Origin of the sequence: Micromonospora sp. NPDC002296, from assembly GCF_040296145.1 — a bacterium.
Lineage (GTDB): Bacteria > Actinomycetota > Actinomycetes > Mycobacteriales > Micromonosporaceae > Micromonospora.
In genome coordinates this window covers 1-17,698 of record NZ_JBEOWQ010000070.1, presented here as the reverse complement: position 1 = coordinate 17,698, position 17,698 = coordinate 1, and the positions used below count along the sequence as shown (strand labels likewise).

Annotated in this window: 18 protein-coding genes; 10 read left to right on the top strand and 8 right to left on the bottom strand. The window is 73.3% G+C overall.

The window, feature by feature from the left end; genetic code table 11:
* The first annotated feature begins 239 nt into the window (after positions 1–239).
* Both ABT023_RS27460 and ABT023_RS27455 read left to right on the top strand, forming a co-directional pair.
* Positions 240–1,616 (top strand): DEAD/DEAH box helicase, encoded by a 1,377-nt coding sequence (locus ABT023_RS27460; protein WP_350889421.1) that lies wholly within the window; start codon positions 240–242, stop codon positions 1,614–1,616.
* 168 nt (positions 1,617–1,784) lie between these two features.
* On the top strand, positions 1,785–2,006 hold the full coding sequence (locus tag ABT023_RS27455; protein WP_350889419.1) for a hypothetical protein: 222 nt from the start codon (positions 1,785–1,787) through the stop codon (positions 2,004–2,006).
* A gap of 46 nt (positions 2,007–2,052) precedes the next feature.
* On the opposite strand, the gene ABT023_RS27450 is transcribed toward ABT023_RS27455, so the two are convergent.
* From ABT023_RS27450 to ABT023_RS27435, 4 genes are read right to left on the bottom strand one after another with little or no spacing between them, the layout of a single operon-like run.
* On the bottom strand, positions 2,053–2,571 hold the full coding sequence (locus ABT023_RS27450; RefSeq protein WP_350889418.1) for an RrF2 family transcriptional regulator: 519 nt from the start codon (positions 2,569–2,571) through the stop codon (positions 2,053–2,055).
* Between the two features lies 1 nt (position 2,572).
* A complete protein-coding gene (locus ABT023_RS27445) occupies positions 2,573–3,457 on the bottom strand; it encodes an ABC transporter permease (RefSeq protein ID WP_350889416.1) in 885 nt (294 codons plus the stop codon).
* Positions 3,447–4,226 carry an ABC transporter ATP-binding protein gene (locus ABT023_RS27440; protein ID WP_161685524.1) on the bottom strand — a complete coding sequence of 260 codons (780 nt, stop codon included), beginning with the start codon at positions 4,224–4,226 and terminating at the stop codon, positions 3,447–3,449. Before ABT023_RS27440 ends, ABT023_RS27445 begins: the two co-directional genes overlap by 11 nt.
* A complete protein-coding gene (locus ABT023_RS27435) occupies positions 4,223–5,287 on the bottom strand; it encodes an ABC transporter substrate-binding protein (RefSeq protein WP_350889414.1) in 1,065 nt (354 codons plus the stop codon). The genes ABT023_RS27440 and ABT023_RS27435 overlap by 4 nt, the downstream gene beginning before the upstream one ends.
* 183 nt (positions 5,288–5,470) lie before the next feature.
* Here ABT023_RS27435 and ABT023_RS27430 point away from each other — a divergent pair, with 183 nt between their 5' ends.
* The 4 genes from ABT023_RS27430 to nudC all read left to right on the top strand — a co-directional run bounded on the left by ABT023_RS27430 (position 5,471) and on the right by nudC (position 10,430).
* Positions 5,471–6,565, top strand: coding sequence for an LLM class flavin-dependent oxidoreductase (locus ABT023_RS27430; RefSeq protein WP_350889413.1), 1,095 nt, complete (start codon positions 5,471–5,473; stop codon positions 6,563–6,565).
* A 56-nt stretch (positions 6,566–6,621) separates the two neighbouring features.
* Positions 6,622–7,932, top strand: a complete 1,311-nt coding sequence (locus ABT023_RS27425) for a M16 family metallopeptidase (RefSeq protein WP_350889411.1) — start codon at positions 6,622–6,624, stop codon at positions 7,930–7,932.
* A gap of 174 nt (positions 7,933–8,106) precedes the next feature.
* Positions 8,107–9,450, top strand: a complete 1,344-nt coding sequence (locus tag ABT023_RS27420; protein WP_350889409.1) for a M16 family metallopeptidase — start codon at positions 8,107–8,109, stop codon at positions 9,448–9,450.
* Positions 9,451–9,464: 14 nt separating this feature from the next.
* Positions 9,465–10,430, top strand: a complete 966-nt coding sequence (gene nudC / locus ABT023_RS27415; protein WP_350889422.1) for an NAD(+) diphosphatase — start codon at positions 9,465–9,467, stop codon at positions 10,428–10,430.
* 166 nt (positions 10,431–10,596) lie between these two features.
* Here the strand turns inward: nudC and ABT023_RS27410 are convergent, their stop codons facing one another.
* From ABT023_RS27410 to ABT023_RS27400, 3 genes are all read right to left on the bottom strand, one after another.
* Positions 10,597–10,863: a hypothetical protein gene (locus ABT023_RS27410; RefSeq protein ID WP_350889408.1), complete on the bottom strand. Its 267-nt coding sequence runs from the start codon at positions 10,861–10,863 to the stop codon at positions 10,597–10,599.
* Between the two features lie 214 nt (positions 10,864–11,077).
* A complete protein-coding gene (locus tag ABT023_RS27405; RefSeq protein ID WP_350889406.1) occupies positions 11,078–11,317 on the bottom strand; it encodes a DUF397 domain-containing protein in 240 nt (79 codons plus the stop codon).
* A gap of 76 nt (positions 11,318–11,393) precedes the next feature.
* Positions 11,394–12,371, bottom strand: coding sequence for a helix-turn-helix domain-containing protein (locus tag ABT023_RS27400; protein ID WP_350889404.1), 978 nt, complete (start codon positions 12,369–12,371; stop codon positions 11,394–11,396).
* A 201-nt stretch (positions 12,372–12,572) separates the two neighbouring features.
* Between ABT023_RS27400 and ABT023_RS27395 the strand changes: the two genes are divergently transcribed.
* Positions 12,573–13,856 carry an MFS transporter gene (locus tag ABT023_RS27395; RefSeq protein WP_350889402.1) on the top strand — a complete coding sequence of 428 codons (1,284 nt, stop codon included), beginning with the start codon at positions 12,573–12,575 and terminating at the stop codon, positions 13,854–13,856.
* Positions 13,857–13,963: 107 nt separating this feature from the next.
* Here the strand turns inward: ABT023_RS27395 and ABT023_RS27390 are convergent, their stop codons facing one another.
* Complete coding sequence (locus ABT023_RS27390; protein ID WP_161685495.1) at positions 13,964–14,206, bottom strand: mycoredoxin; 243 nt, start codon at positions 14,204–14,206, stop codon at positions 13,964–13,966.
* Positions 14,207–14,296: 90 nt separating this feature from the next.
* Here ABT023_RS27390 and ABT023_RS27385 point away from each other — a divergent pair, with 90 nt between their 5' ends.
* From ABT023_RS27385 to ABT023_RS27375, 3 genes are all read left to right on the top strand, one after another.
* On the top strand, positions 14,297–16,462 hold the full coding sequence (locus ABT023_RS27385) for an ATP-dependent DNA helicase UvrD2 (protein ID WP_350889400.1): 2,166 nt from the start codon (positions 14,297–14,299) through the stop codon (positions 16,460–16,462).
* 123 nt (positions 16,463–16,585) lie between these two features.
* Positions 16,586–16,840, top strand: a complete 255-nt coding sequence (locus ABT023_RS27380; RefSeq protein ID WP_350889399.1) for a hypothetical protein — start codon at positions 16,586–16,588, stop codon at positions 16,838–16,840.
* Between the two features lie 129 nt (positions 16,841–16,969).
* Positions 16,970–17,335, top strand: a complete 366-nt coding sequence (locus ABT023_RS27375; protein ID WP_350889398.1) for a WhiB family transcriptional regulator — start codon at positions 16,970–16,972, stop codon at positions 17,333–17,335.
* Positions 17,336–17,698: the final 363 nt, after the last annotated feature.

Genomic DNA, 17,698 nt, shown 5'->3' with positions numbered 1-17,698 from the left:
CCTTTTTTTGATCGGCAGATTTGTCCCTGTCTCATGTCAGTACTGTAGGTGTTAACAGGGTACTCGGTTTTTCGTACCACCACACCGCGCCACAGGCGGGGTGTCGCGGCCGCCCCCCCCCCGCGCGGGCCGGCCGCACCCCACCTTCGGTTCGTGCTTGTGACCACCGCGGCCCTGCCGCCGGTGCAGCGCCACTCCGGCGCCTCCTCGACACGTGCCGCGTCGAGGAAGGCTCTCGCATGACCACCGTCATCCCCTCGTTCTCCACCACCGGCCTCGCGCCGGAGCTGCTCGCCGAGCTGACCGCGCAGGGCATCACCGAGCCGTTCCCGATCCAGTCGGCGACGCTGCCGGACTCGCTTGCCGGCCGGGACGTCCTCGGCCGGGGCCGCACCGGCTCGGGCAAGACCCTGGCGTTCGGGCTGCCGCTGGTGCACCGCACCGTCGGCCGCCGGGCCCGCCCGGGGCGTCCGCTGGCCCTGGTGCTCGTGCCGACCCGGGAGCTGGCTCAGCAGGTGACCACCGCGCTGGCCCCGTACGCCCGCGCGGTCGGGCTGCGCGTCACCACCGTGGTCGGCGGCCTGTCCCTGCAGCGGCAGGCGGACGCGCTGCGCGCCGGCGCCGAGGTGGTCGTGGCCACCCCCGGCCGGCTGCACGACCTGATCAACCGCGGGGACGCCCGGCTCGACCAGGTCGCCGTGACCGTGCTCGACGAGGCCGACCAGATGGCCGACATGGGCTTCCTGCCGCAGGTCACCAAGCTGCTGGAGCAGGTGGCCGCCGACGGCCAGCGGATGCTCTTCTCCGCGACCCTGGACGGCGGCGTCGACAAGCTGGTCCGCCGCTTCCTCACCAACCCGGTCTCGCACTCCGTCGACCCCGGCACCGCCACGGTGACCGCGATGACGCACCACGTGCTGCACGTCGACGCGGAGGACAAGCCGACCGCGCTGACCCAGATCGCGGCCCGGGAGGGCCGCACCATCCTGTTCATGGGCACCAAGCACCGCGCCGACCGGCTGGCCCGCCAGCTGCTGTCCAAGGGGGTGCGTGCGGCGGCGCTGCACGGCGGCAAGTCCCAGCCGCAGCGCACCCGGATCCTGGAGCAGTTCCGCACCGGCCAGGTGACCGCGCTGGTCGCCACCGACGTGGCGGCCCGGGGCATCCACGTGGACGGCCTCGACATGGTGGTCAACGTCGACCCGCCGACCGAGGCGAAGGACTACCTGCACCGGGGCGGGCGTACCGCGCGGGCCGGCGAGTCGGGCACCGTGGTCACCCTGGTCCTGCCCGAGCAGCGCCGCGAGGTCTCCCGGCTGATGGCGACCGCCGGTATCCGGCCGCAGTCCACCCAGGTCCGGCCGGGCGACGGGGCGTTGGCCCGGGTCACCGGGGCCCGGGAACCGTCCGGGGTGCCGGTGACCATCGCCGTCCCGGCTCCGGAGCGGTCCGCCTCGGGCGGTGGCCGGGGTCCGCGCTCGTCCCGCGGCGCCGGCCAGTCGCACGCCGCGGGGACCGCCGCGACCGGAGGAGCGCCGCGCGCCGCCCGCCCGTCCGAGGACGGGCACCGCGCCTCGGGTCGGTCGCGCCGGCCGCGTCGTCCCCGGATGGCCTGAACGGCTTCTCCGCGGTCACCGATCGGCGCCTGCGCCGCCCCGTCGCTGAGTCGGGAATCAGGCAGGGTGGGGTCCGATCGGTGACTGTTCGGCGGGCCCGATGTGGTCGATGCTTGCCGTGGGGGAACGCGGGTCGGCGGGGTCGGCCCACTGGGGGAGGGGTTGACCATGGCGTGCAACGCCGAGTCGGGGGCGCTGCGGGAGTTGACGGTGGTGCTGGCGGTCGCGGGGGCGGGCCTGGCGCTCGCCACGGTCGCGGCGTTCTCGCCGTGGCATCCCACCCGCGGGGGCCGGACACCGGCGGGGGTGGTGGGGCTGCACGTTCCGGGGGGAACGAGCAGCGACCTCACCGCCTCCATCGTTGAGACGACCGACGAGTCCGCCGGCTGAGCCCGCACCGCTCAGCCGGCGGACCGTGCCGGGTCGACCGGGGCGGTCAGGGGCCGCCGACGGGGCGGGCCCCCAGCGCGTCCGGCCTGTCCCGGTCCGGCCCGGCAACGCGGCCCTCCCGGGTGAGCAGGTCGGCCAGGGTGGTCCGGTCCACCACCAGGGCGATGGCCCCGTCCACCGCAAGCCACACGTCGCGCAGCCCGGTGGCCACGCCGTGGTAGCCGGCGTGCCCGGCCGGCAGGCCCCGTACCGAGGTGAGTGACCCGCCGGCCGCGCGGAGCACGTCCCCGACGCTGATCTCGGCGGCCGGGCGGGCCAGGGCGTAGCCGCCCTCGGTGCCCCGGTGGCTGTGCAGCAGCCCGGCCCGGCGCAGGTCCAGCAGGATGCCCTGGAGGAAGCTCAGCGGGATGGCCTGGCTCTCGGCCAGGGCCGCCGCCTTGACCAGTTCGCCGCCCGGCTCGGCGGGGACGCCCCGGGCGTCGGCCCGCCGGTCGCCGCCGGTCGAGGCAGCGGCGACGGCGAGCATGGCCCGGAGCGCGTAGTCGCTGCGCGCGGAGACGTACACGTCACTGCCCGGCCTGGTCCAGCACGCCCCAGCGGCGGCGGATCGTCCGGTCCGCCGCCCCGAACGCGGCGTCGACCACCAGGCCGACGACCAGGATCACGATCATCGTGGAGAGCAGCCAGGGCGCGTCGGACAGCTCCCGCGAGTAGGTGAGCTGCGCGCCGAGCGAGGTCTGCGAGATGCCCACCACGATCAGCTCGCCGGCCATCAGGCTGCGCCAGGAGAAGGCCCAGCCCTGCTTGAGCCCGGCGACGATGGCGGGCAGCGCGGCCGGGGCGATCACGTACCGGTAGAGGTTCAGCCCCCGGGCGCCGAGGTTGCGCCCGGCGCGCAGCAGCAGCGGCGGGACGTAGTCCACGCCGCTGATCACCCCGTTGGCGATCGACGGTGCCGCGCCGAGCACCACGACGAAGAAGATGGCCTTCTCGCTCAGCTCGAACAGCAGGATCGCCAGCGGGAACCAGGCGATCGACGGCATGGTCTGCAACGCGGTGATCATCGAGCCGATGGCCGCCCGCAGCACCCGGGACCGGGCCACGGCGAGCCCCAGCAGCAGGCCGACCCCGACGGAGAAGATGTAGCCGAGGGCCGCCCGGCGCAGAGTGGTGGCCATCCCCTCCCAGAGCTGCGGACCGCTGACCTGTCGAAGCAGTTCCTGCCCGACGGTGGCCGGCCCGGGCAGCGAGTACGGTGGCCAGAACCCGGCCCACACCACGGCCTGCCAGGTGCCGATGGCGATGACGAGCGCCGCCAGCTTCGGCCAGGTGGACGCCCAGATCGTCGAGGCCCGGGTCGTCGTCTTCTGCCGGCCGGCGATCTCCAGCGCGTCGAGCCCGGAGATCTCCGCGTCGGCGCGCGGGGTGCCGGCGATCGTGTCACTGGCCATGGCGGCCCACCTCCGTACGGAGCTTGTCGGTGACCTCGGCGGCGATGGACGCGATCTCCGGGGAGTCGATGCGTCGCGGCCGGGGCACGTCGACCCGGGTGGAGTAGATGATCCGGCCGGGCCGGCTGGAGAGCAGGATGATCCGGTCGGCGAGCCGCGCGGCCTCCCGTACGTTGTGGGTCACGAAGAGGACGGTGAGCTTGCGCTCGGTCCAGATCCGCTCCAGCTCGTCGTGCAGGAGGTCCCGGGTCATCGCGTCGAGCGCGCCGAACGGCTCGTCCATCAGCAGCACCGGCGTGTCCAGCGCGAGGGTGCGGGCCAGGGCCACCCGTTGCCGCATGCCGCCGGACAGCTCGTGCGGGCGCTTGCGGGCGAAGTCGGCCAGGTGCACCGTGCGCAGCAGTTCGGCGACCCGCTCCCGGCGCGCGGACCGGGGCATGCCGCGCAGCTTCAGCGGCACCTCCACGTTGCCCTCGACGGTGAGCCAGGGGAACAGGGCGGACTCCTGGAACATCAGCCCCGGGTTGACCCCGTCGCCGAGCTCGATCCGCCCGCCGCTGATCCGGTCCAGGCCGGCGACCAGGTTGAGCAGGGTGCTCTTGCCGCAGCCGGAGGCACCGACGAGGCAGACGAATTCGCCGGGCGCGACGTCGAGGGAGACCCCGTCCAGGGCGAGGACGGCGCTTTCGCCGTGCCCGTACACCTTGGTGACGCCGTGCAGCGCGACCGAGCCGGTCGCGCTGCGTGGCGTCGTCGTGGTCGACGTCATGGTTGGGCGACCTCGGGCTTGCCCTGGGCCTTGAGCACCTCGTTGAGGTACTTCAGGTCGTAGAGGCCGTCCAGGCTGACCGGCTGGGTCAGCTCGACGGCGACCGCGTGGTCCAGGCCGGTCTTCAGCGACGAGGCGATCGGGTCGTTGGTGAACTCCAACGTCGGCCACGCCTGCTTGATCAGCTTCACGTCCAGCGGCTTTCCGCTGATCTTGCCGATGTGCTCGGAGATGGCCTGCTGCGACTCGTCGGGCTTGGTGTTGACGAACTCGTTCGCCGCGACCTGACCCTCGACCAGCTTCTTCACCACGTCGGGGTGGGCCTTGAGGAACTTGGTGGAGACGATCAGGTTGGTGATCACGAACTTCTTGTCCGGCCACAGGTCACGCTCGTCGATGAGCACCTTGCCGCCGGCGTTGACCAGCCGGGAGACGAACGGCTCGGGCACCCACGCGCCGTCGATCGCCCCGCTGTTGAACGTCTCCACGGTCTGGGCGTTCTCCTGCGGGACCACCTTGACGTCGCCGCCGCCCTCCTTGGTGGCGGTCAGGCCCTTCTCCTTGAGCCAGTAGCGCAGCGCGACGTCCTGGGTGTTGCCGAGCTGCGGGGTGGCGATCTTCTTGCCGCGCAGCTGCTCGACCGAGGTGATCCCGGGCTTGACGACGAGCGCGACGCCGCCGGACGCCGCGCCGGAGATGACCCGGACCGCCTCGCCCTTGGACTTGGAGAAGGCGTTCACCGTCGGGTTCGGACCGATGTACGTCGCGTCGAGCGCGCCCGAGAAGATCGCCTCGATCGCCGCCGGGCCGGCGTTGAAGGTCTTGGTGTCCAGCTTGACGTCGCCGCCGAGCTTCTCGGCGAAGATGCCCTTCTCCACCCCGACCACGGCCGGGGCATGGGTGATGTTGGGGAAGTAGCCCAGTCGCAGCGTCACCGGGCCGGAGTCGCCGCCGGCCGCGCCGTCGTCCTCGCCGCACGCGGCGGTGACGCCCAGCGTCGCCGTGCCCACCACGGCGAGGGTGGCCAGGGAGAGCATCCGACGGAAGGGGAGCCGTCTCATCGTATGTCCAATCCGAAGTATTCCTACTTAGTTGGTAGGAAGAGTGGGGCAGCGTCCGGGCGGCGTCAAGACCAGTCCACATTGCGGGATTCACGCTCGAAGTTATTCCCGGTTTTCCTACCTTCTTGGTAGGTTGTCCGGCGTCCCTCGGCCGGGCGGTGAGGGCGGCGGAGAGGCGGTCGCATGACCTTCCACTGGTTCCTTCCCACCTCCGGCGACGGGCACCAGGTCGGCGCCGCCACCGTCGCGGCCGGCGCGGCGCGGCACGACCGGGCGGCCACCGTCGGCTATCTGACCGAGGTGGCCCGGGCCGCCGAGGCGGCCGGCTTCGCCGCGCTGCTCACCCCTGTCGGCTCCGGCTGCCCCGACCCGTGGATCATCTGCACGGCCGTCGCCCAGCACACCGACCGGATCGGCATGCTGGTCGCCGTGCGGGCCGGATTCGCGCTGCCCACCCTGATCGCCCAGCAGGCCGAGGCGTTCCAGTCGGTGTCCGGTGGACGCCTCGCGCTCAACGTCGTCACCGGCGGCGACCCGGCCGAGCAGCGGGGGTACGGCGACTTCCTGGACCACGACGCCCGCTACGCGCGGACCGGCGAGTTCGTCGAGGTGCTCCGCCGGGCCTGGCGCGGGAGCCCGTTCGACTTCGCCGGCGAGCACTACCAGGTCACCGGCGGCGGGCTGGCCGCCCCGCTCGTGGCCCCGCCCCCGGTCTACTTCGGCGGCGCGTCCCCGGCCGCCGAGGCGGTGGCCGCCCGACAGGCCGACACGTACCTGATGTGGGGCGAGCCGCCCGCCGCGATCGCCGCCCGGGTGGACCGCGTCCGTGGCCGGGCCGCCGAGGAGGGGCGGACCCTGCGCACCGGGATCCGGCTGCACGTCATCGCCCGCCCGACCGCCGCGCAGGCGTGGGCGGAGGCGGACCGCCTGCTGGCCGGGATGAGCCCCGAGCGGATCGCCGCCGCACAGGCGCGGTACCGCCGGATGGACTCGGTCGGCCAGTCCCGGATGGCCGCCCTGCACGGCGGGAGCACCGACGGGCTCACCGTCGCGCCGAATCTCTGGGCCGGGGTCGGCCTGGTCCGCGAGGGCGCCGGCACCGCGCTCGTCGGCAGCTACGCCGAGGTCGCGGCCCGGATCGACGAGTACGCCGCGTACGGCGTCGACGAGTTCGTCCTCTCCGGCTGGCCGCACCGGGAGGAGGCGGAACGGGTCGGCGCGGAGGTGCTGCCCCGGGTGACCGCGTCCCTCGCCGTGGCCCCGGCACCGGTGGGCTGAGCCGCCCTGCGGGAGGTCGCCGCCGTCGGGGGCGCCGACGCGCTAGGGTCGGTCCCGTGGCGGCGCGGAGATCGAGAATTCCAGCGACGAAGTATCCGGTCGAGCGGTTCACCCTCGACAACGGCCTGCGGGTGGTGCTCACCCCCGACCGCAGCGCCCCGGTGATCGGGGTGGCGGTGATCTACGACGTCGGCATCCGGTCCGAGCCCGAGGGGCGCACCGGCTTCGCACACCTCTTCGAGCACCTGATGTTCCAGGGCTCGGAGAACCTGGAGAAGTTGGCCCACTTCCGGCACGTGCAGGGGGCGGGCGGCACCTTCAACGGCTCCACCCATCACGACTACACCGACTACTACGAGACCCTCCCGAGCAACGCCCTGGAACGGGCGCTGTTCCTGGAGGCCGACCGGATGCGCGGCCCCCGGCTGACCGAGGAGAACCTGCGCAACCAGGTCGACGTGGTCAAGGAGGAGATCCGGGTCAACGTGCTCAACCGCCCGTACGGCGGGTTCCCGTGGCTGACCCTGCCGCCGGTCATGTTCGACACCTTCCCGAACGCGCACGACGGCTACGGCTCCTTCGACGACCTGGAGTCGGCCACCGTCGCCGACGCGGCGGACTTCTTCCGCCGCTACTACGCCAGCGGAAACGCCGTGCTCGCGGTCAGCGGGGACGTCGACGTGGCCGAGGCCACCGCGCTGATCGAGCGGCACTTCGGCGACGTGCCGGCCCGGCCCGCCCCGCAGCGCCCCGACTTCGACGAGCCCGACCTGACCGCCGAGCGGCGCTCGTCGTACACCGACGCGCTGGCCCCGCTGCCCGCGGTGGCCGCCGCCTGGCGGGTGCCCGACCCGATCACCGACTTCACCGGCTACCTGCCGTACGTGGTGCTCGCCGAGGTGCTCACCGACGGCGACGCGTCCCGGCTGGTCGAGCGGCTGGTCCAGCGGGACCGCGCGGTGACCAGCCTCGGCGGGTACGTCGGCTTCATGGGCGACCCGTTCGACGTGCGTGGCCCCACCGCGCTGCTGCTCCAGGCGCACCTGCCACCGGGCGGCGACGTGGACAAGGTGTTGCGCACCGTCGACGAGGAGCTGGACCGGTTGGCCGCCGACGGTCCCACCGACGGTGAGCTGGCCCGTACCCAGGCCCGGATGGCCACCCACCTGCTGCGCGACACCGACGCGGTGCTCGGCCGGGCACTGCGGATGGCGGTGCTGGAGCAGCAGCGCGGCGAGCCTGGCCTGCTCAACGAGCTGCCCCGACTGGTCGGCGAGGTCACCGACGAGCAGGTCCGAGCCGCCGCAGCCGCCCTGCGGCCGGAGCGCCGCGCGTCGGTCGAGGTCATCGCAGGAGGGGCTCGGTGAGTGCGAGGAGTGAGCCGGGTTTGCGAGCCCCGCAGTCGCGAACGAAGGAGGCTCGGTGAGTGCGAGGAGTGAGCCGGGTTTGCGAGCCCCGCAGTCGCGAACGAAGGTGAACCTGTGAGTGCGAGGAGTGAGCCGGGTTTGCGAGCCCCGCAGTCGCGAACGAAGGAGGGTCAGGTGACGACAACCGCCCAGGCCGGGGCGCGGACGCTGCCGCCGCTCGGCCCGAACCGCAGGTTCAAGGTGCCCAAGCAGGTCGAGCGGCGGCTCGGCAACGGCCTGACCGTCATCGCGGTACGCCGGCCGGCCGTCCCCCTGGTCGAGCTGCGGCTGTGGATGCCGGCCGGCCGGATCCCCCTGGCCCGGGGCGCGATGCTCGCGCAGACCATGCTCTCCGGCACGGCGTCGATGACCAGCGTGCAGATCGCCGCCGAACTCCAGGCGGTCGGCGGCGGTCTCTCCGCCGGCATCGACCCGGACAGGTTGATGCTCTCCGGCGCAGGCCTGGTCACCGGGCTGGACCGGATGCTGGAGATCCTCGCCGAGGTGCTGACCGGGGCGACGTACCCGGGCGAGGAGGTCGGCACCGAGCGGGACCGGCTGGTCGACCGGATCCAGGTGGCCCAGAGCCAGCCGGCCCACCTGGCCCGCAACGCCCTGCTCCGGCGGGTCTACGGCAAGCACCCGTACGCCGTGCAGACTCCCGAGCCGGAGCAGGTGCACGCGGTCCGGCCGGCGGCGCTGCGTCGGCTGCACGCCGAGCGGGTGCACCCGGCCGACGCGGTGCTGGTGCTGGTCGGCGACGTGCAGCCGGAGCGGGCGCTGGACGCCGCCGACAAGGCCCTGTCGGGCTGGAGCGGCGCCGGGCACGACGGCGAGCTGCCGCCCGCCCCGCCGCTGGAGCCCGGCCCGCTGCTGCTGGTCGACCGGCCCGGCTCGGTGCAGTCCTCGCTGCGCATCGCCCTGCCGGCGGTGCCCCGCACCCACCCCGACCACGCCGCGCTGCAACTGGCCAACCTGCTCTTCGGCGGCTACTTCTCCTCCCGCTGGGTGGAGAACATCCGCGAGGACAAGGGCTACACGTACGGCCCGCACTCTCTGGTCGAGCACTCGGTGGCCGGGTCGGTGCTGATCGCCGCCGCCGAGGTGGCCACCGAGGTCACCGGTCCGGCGTTGCTGGAGACGACGTACGAGTTGGGTCGGCTGGCCTCCCTGCCGCCGAAGCCGGACGAGCTGGAGCAGGCCCGCCAGTACGCTCTTGGCACCCTCCAGCTCGGCATGTCCACCCAGGCCGGGCTGGCGTCGCTGACCAGCGCGTTCGCGGCCAACGGGCTGCGCCTGGACTTCCTCACCGAGTACGCCGCCCGGCTGGCGAAGGCCACCGTCGCCGACGTGGCCGAGGCGGCCCGGCGCTACCTGGCCCCGGCGCGGGCGGTCACCGTGGTGCTCGGCGATGCCGAGCGGATCGCCCCCGCCCTGTCCGCGCTCGCCCCCGTGCACACCGAGCCGGCCAGGCCGTGACCGCCGGGCGAGGGCTGGTCCGGGGTTCCGGCACGAGCGGGGAGACCGCACCGCCGCTGGCCCGGTCCACCCTGGACCGGGCCGCGCACCGGCGGGCCGATCCGGCGTGGCTGGCCGAGGCCTGGGAACGGGCCCGGGTGCTGGTGCTCGACTCGGCCAGCGACGGGCGGGCCCTGGTCCGGGCCGACGCCTCCCCTCCGGAGCTGGTGCTGCTCGGCTCCGGCGAGCTGCCCGAGGTGCCCCGCTCGGTCCCGATGTTCCTGGGCCTCGAGCCGGACGGGGTGCCGGTGTTCGCCGTGGACAGCCCGCTGCCCGAGCTGCCTGGCGCCCGGGCGGCGCACCTGCGCGACGTCGGCCACCTGCTGCTCGACCGGGACGCCGGCATCTTCACCACCGCGCTGGCGCTGACCAACTGGCACGTCCGGCACGGCTACTCCTCGGCCACCGGCCACCCCACCTGGGTCGACGAGGCCGGCTGGTCCCGCACCGACCCGGACGGCGACCGGGTCTGGCCGCGTACCGACCCGGCGATGATCGTCCTGGTGCACGACGGGGTCGACGGGCCCCAGGGGCGCTGCCTGCTCGGCAGCAACGCCGCCTGGGCGGGCATCCCGGGCGGGCGCCGGTACTCCTGCCTTGCCGGGTACGTCGAGCCGGGCGAGTCGGCCGAGGCCGCCGTGCTGCGCGAGGTCGGCGAGGAGGTCGGCGTCGCGGTCGAGGAGATCGTGTACGCGGGCAGCCAGTCCTGGCCGTTCCCCGGCTCGCTGATGCTCGGCTTCCTCGCCCTGGCCGACCCGGAGCACCCCGTGCACCTGGACCCGGCCGAGATCACGCACGCCCGCTGGTTCACCCGGCGGGAGATCGGCGCGGCGCTGGCCGGGCGGCCGGTGGACGTGGGCGGCGGCGACCGGCTGGCGCTGCCCCCGCCCTCGTCGATCGCGCTCTTCCTGATCCACCGCTGGCTCGACGGCCACTGCTGACCATCCGGCCGGCATCATGGCCCGGCTCCGGCCGGTGCCGGACACGGTCCCGGCCCGGGACCGCCGTTGCCGCGACGGTCCCAGGCCGGGAACACGGGCCGCCCTGGTCGGGTGAGGCGAGGAAACGGCGGGGGAGCCGGTCCGACCACGACGGACGTCGGGTGGGTCAGCCGCCGGAGTCGAGCCGGCGGCGGGGAGTGGAGTCGCCGAGGGGAAGCACCTTCACCCGTTGCCTGCCGTAGCGGACCGCGCCCACCGTCGACAGGGCCCGGGCCAGCATCAGGGCGGCGTCCCGGTCCTCGGCGTGCACCACCTGGCGGCGCGGCTCCGGGCTGGTCGTCTCGTCCCGGACCCGACCCCCGCCGGCCCAGGCCGCGGCGATGTCGAAGTCGGCGGCGGCGCGGATGTCGGTGCGAACGATCAGGAACCGCATGGGTAACTCCGGATGCGACCGTGACGGACGGTACTCCGTGGAAGTTCCACGTCACTCTGTCGACATGTTACGCCCGGAATGCGCTCCAGCAAGTGAAACCCGCCGATCGGTCCGCAGGGTCGCCCGATCGGATGAACCCTGCTCAGCAGGGGTGCATGCCGGGTACGCGTCGGGGCCGCCGGCACACCGCCGACGGCCCCGCCCGATCACCGGATCAGGTCAGATCGAACTGCCCGTCCCTTGTCCCGGCGATGAACCCTCGCCAGCCGGCGCGGTCGAACAGCAGTACCGGGCCGCCACGGTCCTTGCTGTCGCGCAGGGCGACCGCGGCCGGGCCCCCGCTCAGCGGGGCCACCTCGACGCAGTTCGACGTCTGGCTGCGGGTGCTGGTCCGCCACGGCAGATCGGCCAGCTGCCCGGCGAGTGCGGACGGCGTGTTGCGGATGTCGTTCATGGTCTGCTCCTGACTGGAACTGCTCCGACGGGACGAGTGGCGCCGCACGCCCCGACGGAGCGGGTCCCGCGGTGGGTCACCGCTCCGTCAGTCGTCCGGAGTGTCGGCGTCGCTGGGCCGGCGCCGTTGCCGACCCGTGGCCGACTTCGGACTGGCCCACCGCCTCGGCCAGCCGCCCCGAAGCCTCGAAGAGCCAGGTGATGGTGTCCGATTCGGAGAGCGCGGCCGAGCGCAACCACTCGAAGACCACTTTATAGCGATTTAGTACGTTTACCTCGGTCGACATGACGTTGGTGAAGCCACCTTCTATGGCCAGCGTCTCCGGGTCGAGCGGGTCGGCGAACAGGTAGGTCGAGAAAGCGGTCGGCGGGAGGTACCAGTCGCCGATCGGGGTGTCCCGCGGCAGCACGTGCAGGGTGACGTGCGGCAGCATGGCCAGCTCGCAGAGCTGCCGGAGCTGCTCCCACAACACGTCCGGCGGTCCGGCCCGCCGGCCCAACGCCGCCTCCTCCAACACCGCCGTGTAGCGCGGCGCGTCGGTGCGGTCCAACAGCGACTGGCGGGCCAACCGGGCGGCCACCTCGGTCTCCGGGGCCTCGCCGGGCTCCGGGGCCCCCGCGCCGGACTCGACCTGTTGGGCCGAGACGATTCGCAGCCGGGCGTACCCCTGGGTCTGCAACAAGCCCGGGACCAGCACAGGGTTGTATTCCCGGATCTCGGTGCAGCCCGCCTCCAGCTCGGCGAAGGTGCGCTGCTGCGGGGTCATCACCGGGTACTTCTTCAGCCAGCCCCGCATGTCGCCGGCCTCCCGGGCGATGCCCAGCAGCTCCGCGCGTGACCCGCCGTCGGCGCCGTAGAGATCCAGCAGGGTGAGGACGTCGTCGGGGTCGGGACGGCTGCGGCCGTTCTCCAAGCGGGACAGCTTGGACGCGGAGGCCCAGCCGATTCGCGCGATGACCTGGTCCCCGGTGAGGCCGGCGGTCTCGCGCAGTCGGCGCAGCTCATTGCCCAACCTGCGGCGACGCATGATCGGGCTGGGTCCGGCTGGAGGCACGGTGTCCTCTTTTCCGTCGACCGCCGCGGACGCGACGGTAACTGTATGAAACTCGCCCCCCACGGTCAGTATGGACGGCGCGACTGGAGTCGGACGCCCCGAGGGGGCGTGTCTCGCAGAAAAGAGGACCGCAGACGAGCCATCCCGACGACGTCGCCGTCGACCCCCGTGGCCCCCGGCCACCCTCCGAGAGGAAACCCGATGCGCACCGTCCTGCGCCGCCCCGAGTTCCGCCTGCTGTTCGGCGGGTTGCTGGCCAGCATGGCCGCCGAGTCGATCCTGCTGCTCGCCCTCGCCATCTGGGTGAAGGACCTGACCGGCTCCGACGGGCTGGCCGGGGCGACGATCTTCGCGATCATCGCGCCGATGGTGCTCGCGCCGCTGGTCGGCTGGGCGGTCGACCGGTACCCCCGGCGGCCCTTCTTCATCGTCGCGAACCTCGCCACCGCCGCCCTGCTCACCCCGCTGTTCACCGTCTCCGAGAGCGCCGATGTCCGGATCATCTACGTGGTGGCGGCCCTGTACGGGCTGTCGTACCTGACGCTGAGCGCGCTGGTCAGCGGCCTGATCCGGCAACTGGTCCCCGTCGAACTGCTCGCCGACGCCAACGGCGTGCTGCAAACCGTGCGCCAGGGGCTGCGGCTGATCGGGCCGCTCGCCGGGGCCGCGCTCTACGCCGCCGTCGGCGGCTGGCTGCTGACCGCGCTGGCGATGACCGGGTTCGTCGTGGCCGCCGCCGTGGTCGCCCTGCTCCGGGTGGCCGAGACGCCGTCGGCCGGCGGTGAGCTGCGGTGGTCGGCCGAGCTGGGGGCCGGGCTGCGCCACCTGGCCGGCGAGCCGGCGCTGCGTCGGGCGCTGCTCGGCTACGGCCTCGGTTCGCTGGTGATGGGCTTCACCGAGTCACTTATCTTCGCGTACGTCGACCACGGGCTGCGCCGCGACGCCGCGTTCGTCGGCGTGCTGGTCACCGTGCAGGGCGTCGGCGGGCTGGTCGGCGGCCTGTTCTCCGCCGCCGTGGTACGCCGCGCGGGCGAGGTGGGCACGCTGGCCGCCGGGGTGACCCTGTTCGGCCCGGCCGCGTTGGCCCTGGCGTACCCGGCCCTCTGGCTGGGCTGCGCGGCGCTGCTGCTGGCCGGAGCGGCGCTTCCGCTGATCACGGTTGGGCTGAACACGCTCATCCAACGGCGTACCCCGACGGGCCTGCTCGGTCGGGTCTCGGCGGCGTCGGAGGCCCTGGTGAGTGGCCCTCAGGCGGTCTCCATCGGCACCGGCGCACTGCTCGTCGGCGTGTTCGACTACCGGCTGCTGTTCGCGCTGGTCGGCCTGACCACCACGGCCGCCGGCGTCTTCCTGTGGCACGGCCGCCGCCTCTCCGCCCCCACCCCCACCCCTGCTCCCGCTCCCGTCCCCGCCCCCGTGGTCCGCATTCCGCTCCAACGCCGTCCGCCCGCGCCAGCCACCCCCGACCCCCGTCCCACCCCCTGATCCCCCACCTACCCCGCAAAGACACGGAAAGAGTGGCCATTCCTCCTGGAACGGCCACTCTTTCCGTGAAAGTGCGCGCGTCCCACAGGAGGGGCGCGGTGTGATGGTCAGCCGGGTAGGGCGGCCAGGTGCTGCTTCACCTGGGTGATGGACGGGTTGGTGAGGGCGCTGCCGTCGGCGAAGTGCAGCGTCGGCACGGTCTGGTTGCCACCGTTGACCTTCATCACGAACTCGGCGGCCTTCGTGTCCTGCTCGATGTCGACCACCTGGTACGCGATGCCCTCCCGGTCGAGCTGCGACTTGAGCCGGTGACAGTAGCCGCACCACGGGGTCGAGTACATCGTCAACATGATCGGGTGTCCTCCAAGGTCCGTTCCGCCCGTCCGGTCAGGCCAGGCTAACCGTTGCAACATCAGATGCAGCTGAGATGATTCCTCGCTGTGGGGGTTCACTCAGCGTCGGAACTGGTGCTCGCCGGGCTGGACCCGGAGCAGCGCGCCGCGGTGACCGCCCCCGCCGGCCCGGTCTGCGTCCTGGCCGGCGCCGGCACCGGCAAGACCCGGGCGGTCACCTCGCGCATCGCCCACCGCGCGCTGACCGGCGAGGTGTCCCCTCGGCACGTGCTCGCGGTCACCTTCACCGCCCGCGCCGCCGCCGAGATGCGGGCCCGGCTCACCGCCCTCGGGGCGCAGGGCGTGCAGGCGCGCACCTTCCACGCTGCCGCGCTGCGCCAGGTGCGCTACTTCGCCCCCCGGCTGCTGGCGGGCCGGGCGATGCCCGAGCTGCTGGACAGCAAGGCCCGGGTGGTCACGCTCGCCGCCGCCCGGGTCGGCCTGCGGACCGACCGGGCCGCCGCCCGGGACCTGGCCGGGGAGATCGAGTGGGCCAAGTCGTCCCTGGTCGAGCCAGGGGAGTACGTCGTCGCGGCGGCCAAGGCGCTGCGCGACACGCCGCACGAGCCGGCGAAAGTGGCCGAGGTGTTCGCCGCGTACGAGAGGCTCAAGCGGTCCAACGGGGTGATCGACTTCGAGGACATGCTGCGCGCCGCCGTGTGGGGCATCGAGGAGCATCCGGACGTGGCCGAGCAGGTTCGCGGCCAGTACCGGCACTTCGTGGTCGACGAGTACCAGGACGTCAACCCGCTGCAGCAGCGGCTGCTGGAGACGTGGCTCGGCGGCCGGGACGACCTGACCGTGGTCGGCGACGCCAGCCAGACGATCTACTCGTTCACCGGGGCCACCTCGGCGTACCTGGTCGATTTCCCCCGCCGGCACCGGGGCGCGACCGTGGTCCGGTTGGTCCGGGACTACCGTTCCACCCCGCAGGTGGTCGGGCTGGCCAACGCCGTCATCTCCCAGGCCCGGGGCACCGAGGCCCGGCTGCGGTTGGAACTGCGCGGGCAGCGCCCGACCGGCCCCGAACCGGAGCTGCGGATCTTCACCGACGAGCCGGCCGAGGCCGCCGCCGTGGCGACCCGTTGTCGGGCCCTGGTCGACGCCGGCACCCCGGCCCGGGAGCTCGCCGTGCTGTTCCGCACCAACGCCCAGTCCGAGGCGTACGAGAAGGCGCTCACCGACGCCGAGGTGCCGTACGTGGTGCAGGGCGCCGAGCGGTTCTTCGAGCGGCCCGAGGTGCGCCAGGCGATGGTGGCGCTGCGGGCGGCGACCCGCTCGATCCCCGGCCACACCCCGTTGCGCGACGCCGTGGTGGAGGGTCTGTCGGCGGTCGGCTGGGCCCCGGACGCCGCCCCCGCCGGGGGCGCGGCGCGGGAGCGGTGGGAGGCCCTGGCCGCGCTGGTCCAGCTCGCCGAGGAGTACGGGGCCAGCCCGCCGGTGCTGCCGATCGGCGAGGCCGCCGCCGTGGAGCGGCCGGTGACGCTGGCCGACTTCAACGACGAGTTGGCCCGCCGGGTCGCCCAGCAGCACGTGCCGACGGTGGAGGGGGTGACCCTGGCGTCCCTGCACTCGGCCAAGGGCCTGGAGTGGGACGCGGTCTTCCTGGTCGGGCTCTCCGAGGGCACCCTGCCCACCACGTACGCCCGCACCGCCGAGCAGGTCGAGGAGGAGCGCCGCCTGCTCTACGTCGGGATCACCCGGGCCCGCGAGTGGCTCTGGCTGTCGTACGCGGTGGCCCGGTCGCCCGGTGGGCGGGCCCGGCGGCCGTCGCGGTTCCTGCCCCAGTTCGACCGCTCCGGCGGCGGGACCGAGCGGGCCGTGGCCGGCCCGGCGACCCGGCGGGTCGAGCGCCGCCGTCCCCAGATGGTCTCCTGCCGGATCTGCGGCGCGACCCTGCTCGCCGGCCCGGACCGCAAGCTCGGCCGCTGCCCGACCTGCCCGTCCGACATCGACCAGGGCCTGTACGAGCGGCTGCACGACTGGCGGGCCCGGGTGGCCGGGGCGCAGAAGGTCCCGGCGTACGTGGTGTTCACCGACGCCACCCTCGTCGCGCTGGCGGAACGGCGACCGGGCCGGCCCGAGGAGCTGATCGCGATCGCCGGCATCGGCCCCCGCAAACTCGGTCTGTACGGCGAGCCGGTGCTGGCCCTCGTGGGGGGCGCGGGGGTCGACGACGTCTGCCCTGAGAAAACTTTCGAAATCGAGCCGTAAATTCGTTTGCCCTCGCCCCCGGGCGAGGAATAGCCTCAGGACACACCTCGCGAGCAGCGCCATTCCGGCTGCTCAGGGGGTAGAGACCAGTCGACTTCGAGGAACGTCAGGGAGGTGTCACCAATGGAGATCTTCACCTATGAGCGCCCAGCGGGGATGTCCGCTGCCGTTGCTCCGCTGTCGGCTGTCCGGGTGGCCCTCGCCGCCCGACCGTCGGCTCCGCAAGCGCACCAGGTCCGGGTTCAGGCCGAGCTGAATCTGACCGTCGCGCCGCTGGGTGGAGTCGAGGGGACCAGTGGCTTCACGGGCATGGACATCGATGGCGCTAAGAAGCGCACGGATGTCCGCGGCGTTCCACCTCGAGGTAGACCGGTCTGATCCTCAGACTCCGGCTCACCTCGAGGCCGCGGAACCCGCTACCGGGATCCGCGGCCTCAGTTTTTTGCCCGCCGAAGTACGTCGGAATTCTGATTTACCAGATCGATGTGAGAGAGAGGTGACCGGGAGATGAGTCTGGCGTTGGCCCCCGTCGACGTGAACGTCGAAGTGGAGGCGAACCTGTCCTGCCGGAAGTTCGACCCCGACCTGTGGTTCTCCGACTCGCCCACCGAGCTCGAGCTGGCCAAGTCGCTCTGCGGGGACTGCCCGCTGCGCGTCGAGTGCCTCGCCGGGGCGGTGGAGCGGGCCGAGCCCTGGGGCGTCTGGGGCGGCGAGATCTTCGAGCGTGGCGCGGTCGTTCCGCGCAAGCGGCCCCGGGGCCGCCCGCGCAAGGAGGACGTCGCCCGTGACGCAGCGCTGAAGGTCGAGGCCGAGGCGCGCCTGGCGGCCAGTGGGCTGTCCTCGTCGCGCAACACCGTCCGGCTTGCTGCCTGACACACCCGATCCGCACCATCCCCGCCGGTGCCACACCGGCAACGAGAGAGCTGAGACCATGATGAACATGCCCATCGGAGCCGTCGAGATGCAACTACTCCACGAAGCGTTGTCCCGGGCCCGAATGCCCCGGCCTCAGGCCGGTCGCATCACCACGAGCACTGAGGCAACCCGATCCGCCCGTACCGTCGCGATCAGCAGCCGCAGCCAGTCGGCTCGCGACCTGGGCGTCCTGTAACCGAACACGACACACGCGGGGGCGTGTCGGCCGGCCCGGCCCCCCCCCCCCGCCGCCTGGCCCGGGGGGGGCCGGGGGAGCGGGCCCCCGCGGCGGCGCCGGGGGGAGGAGCGGGGGGGGGGGTA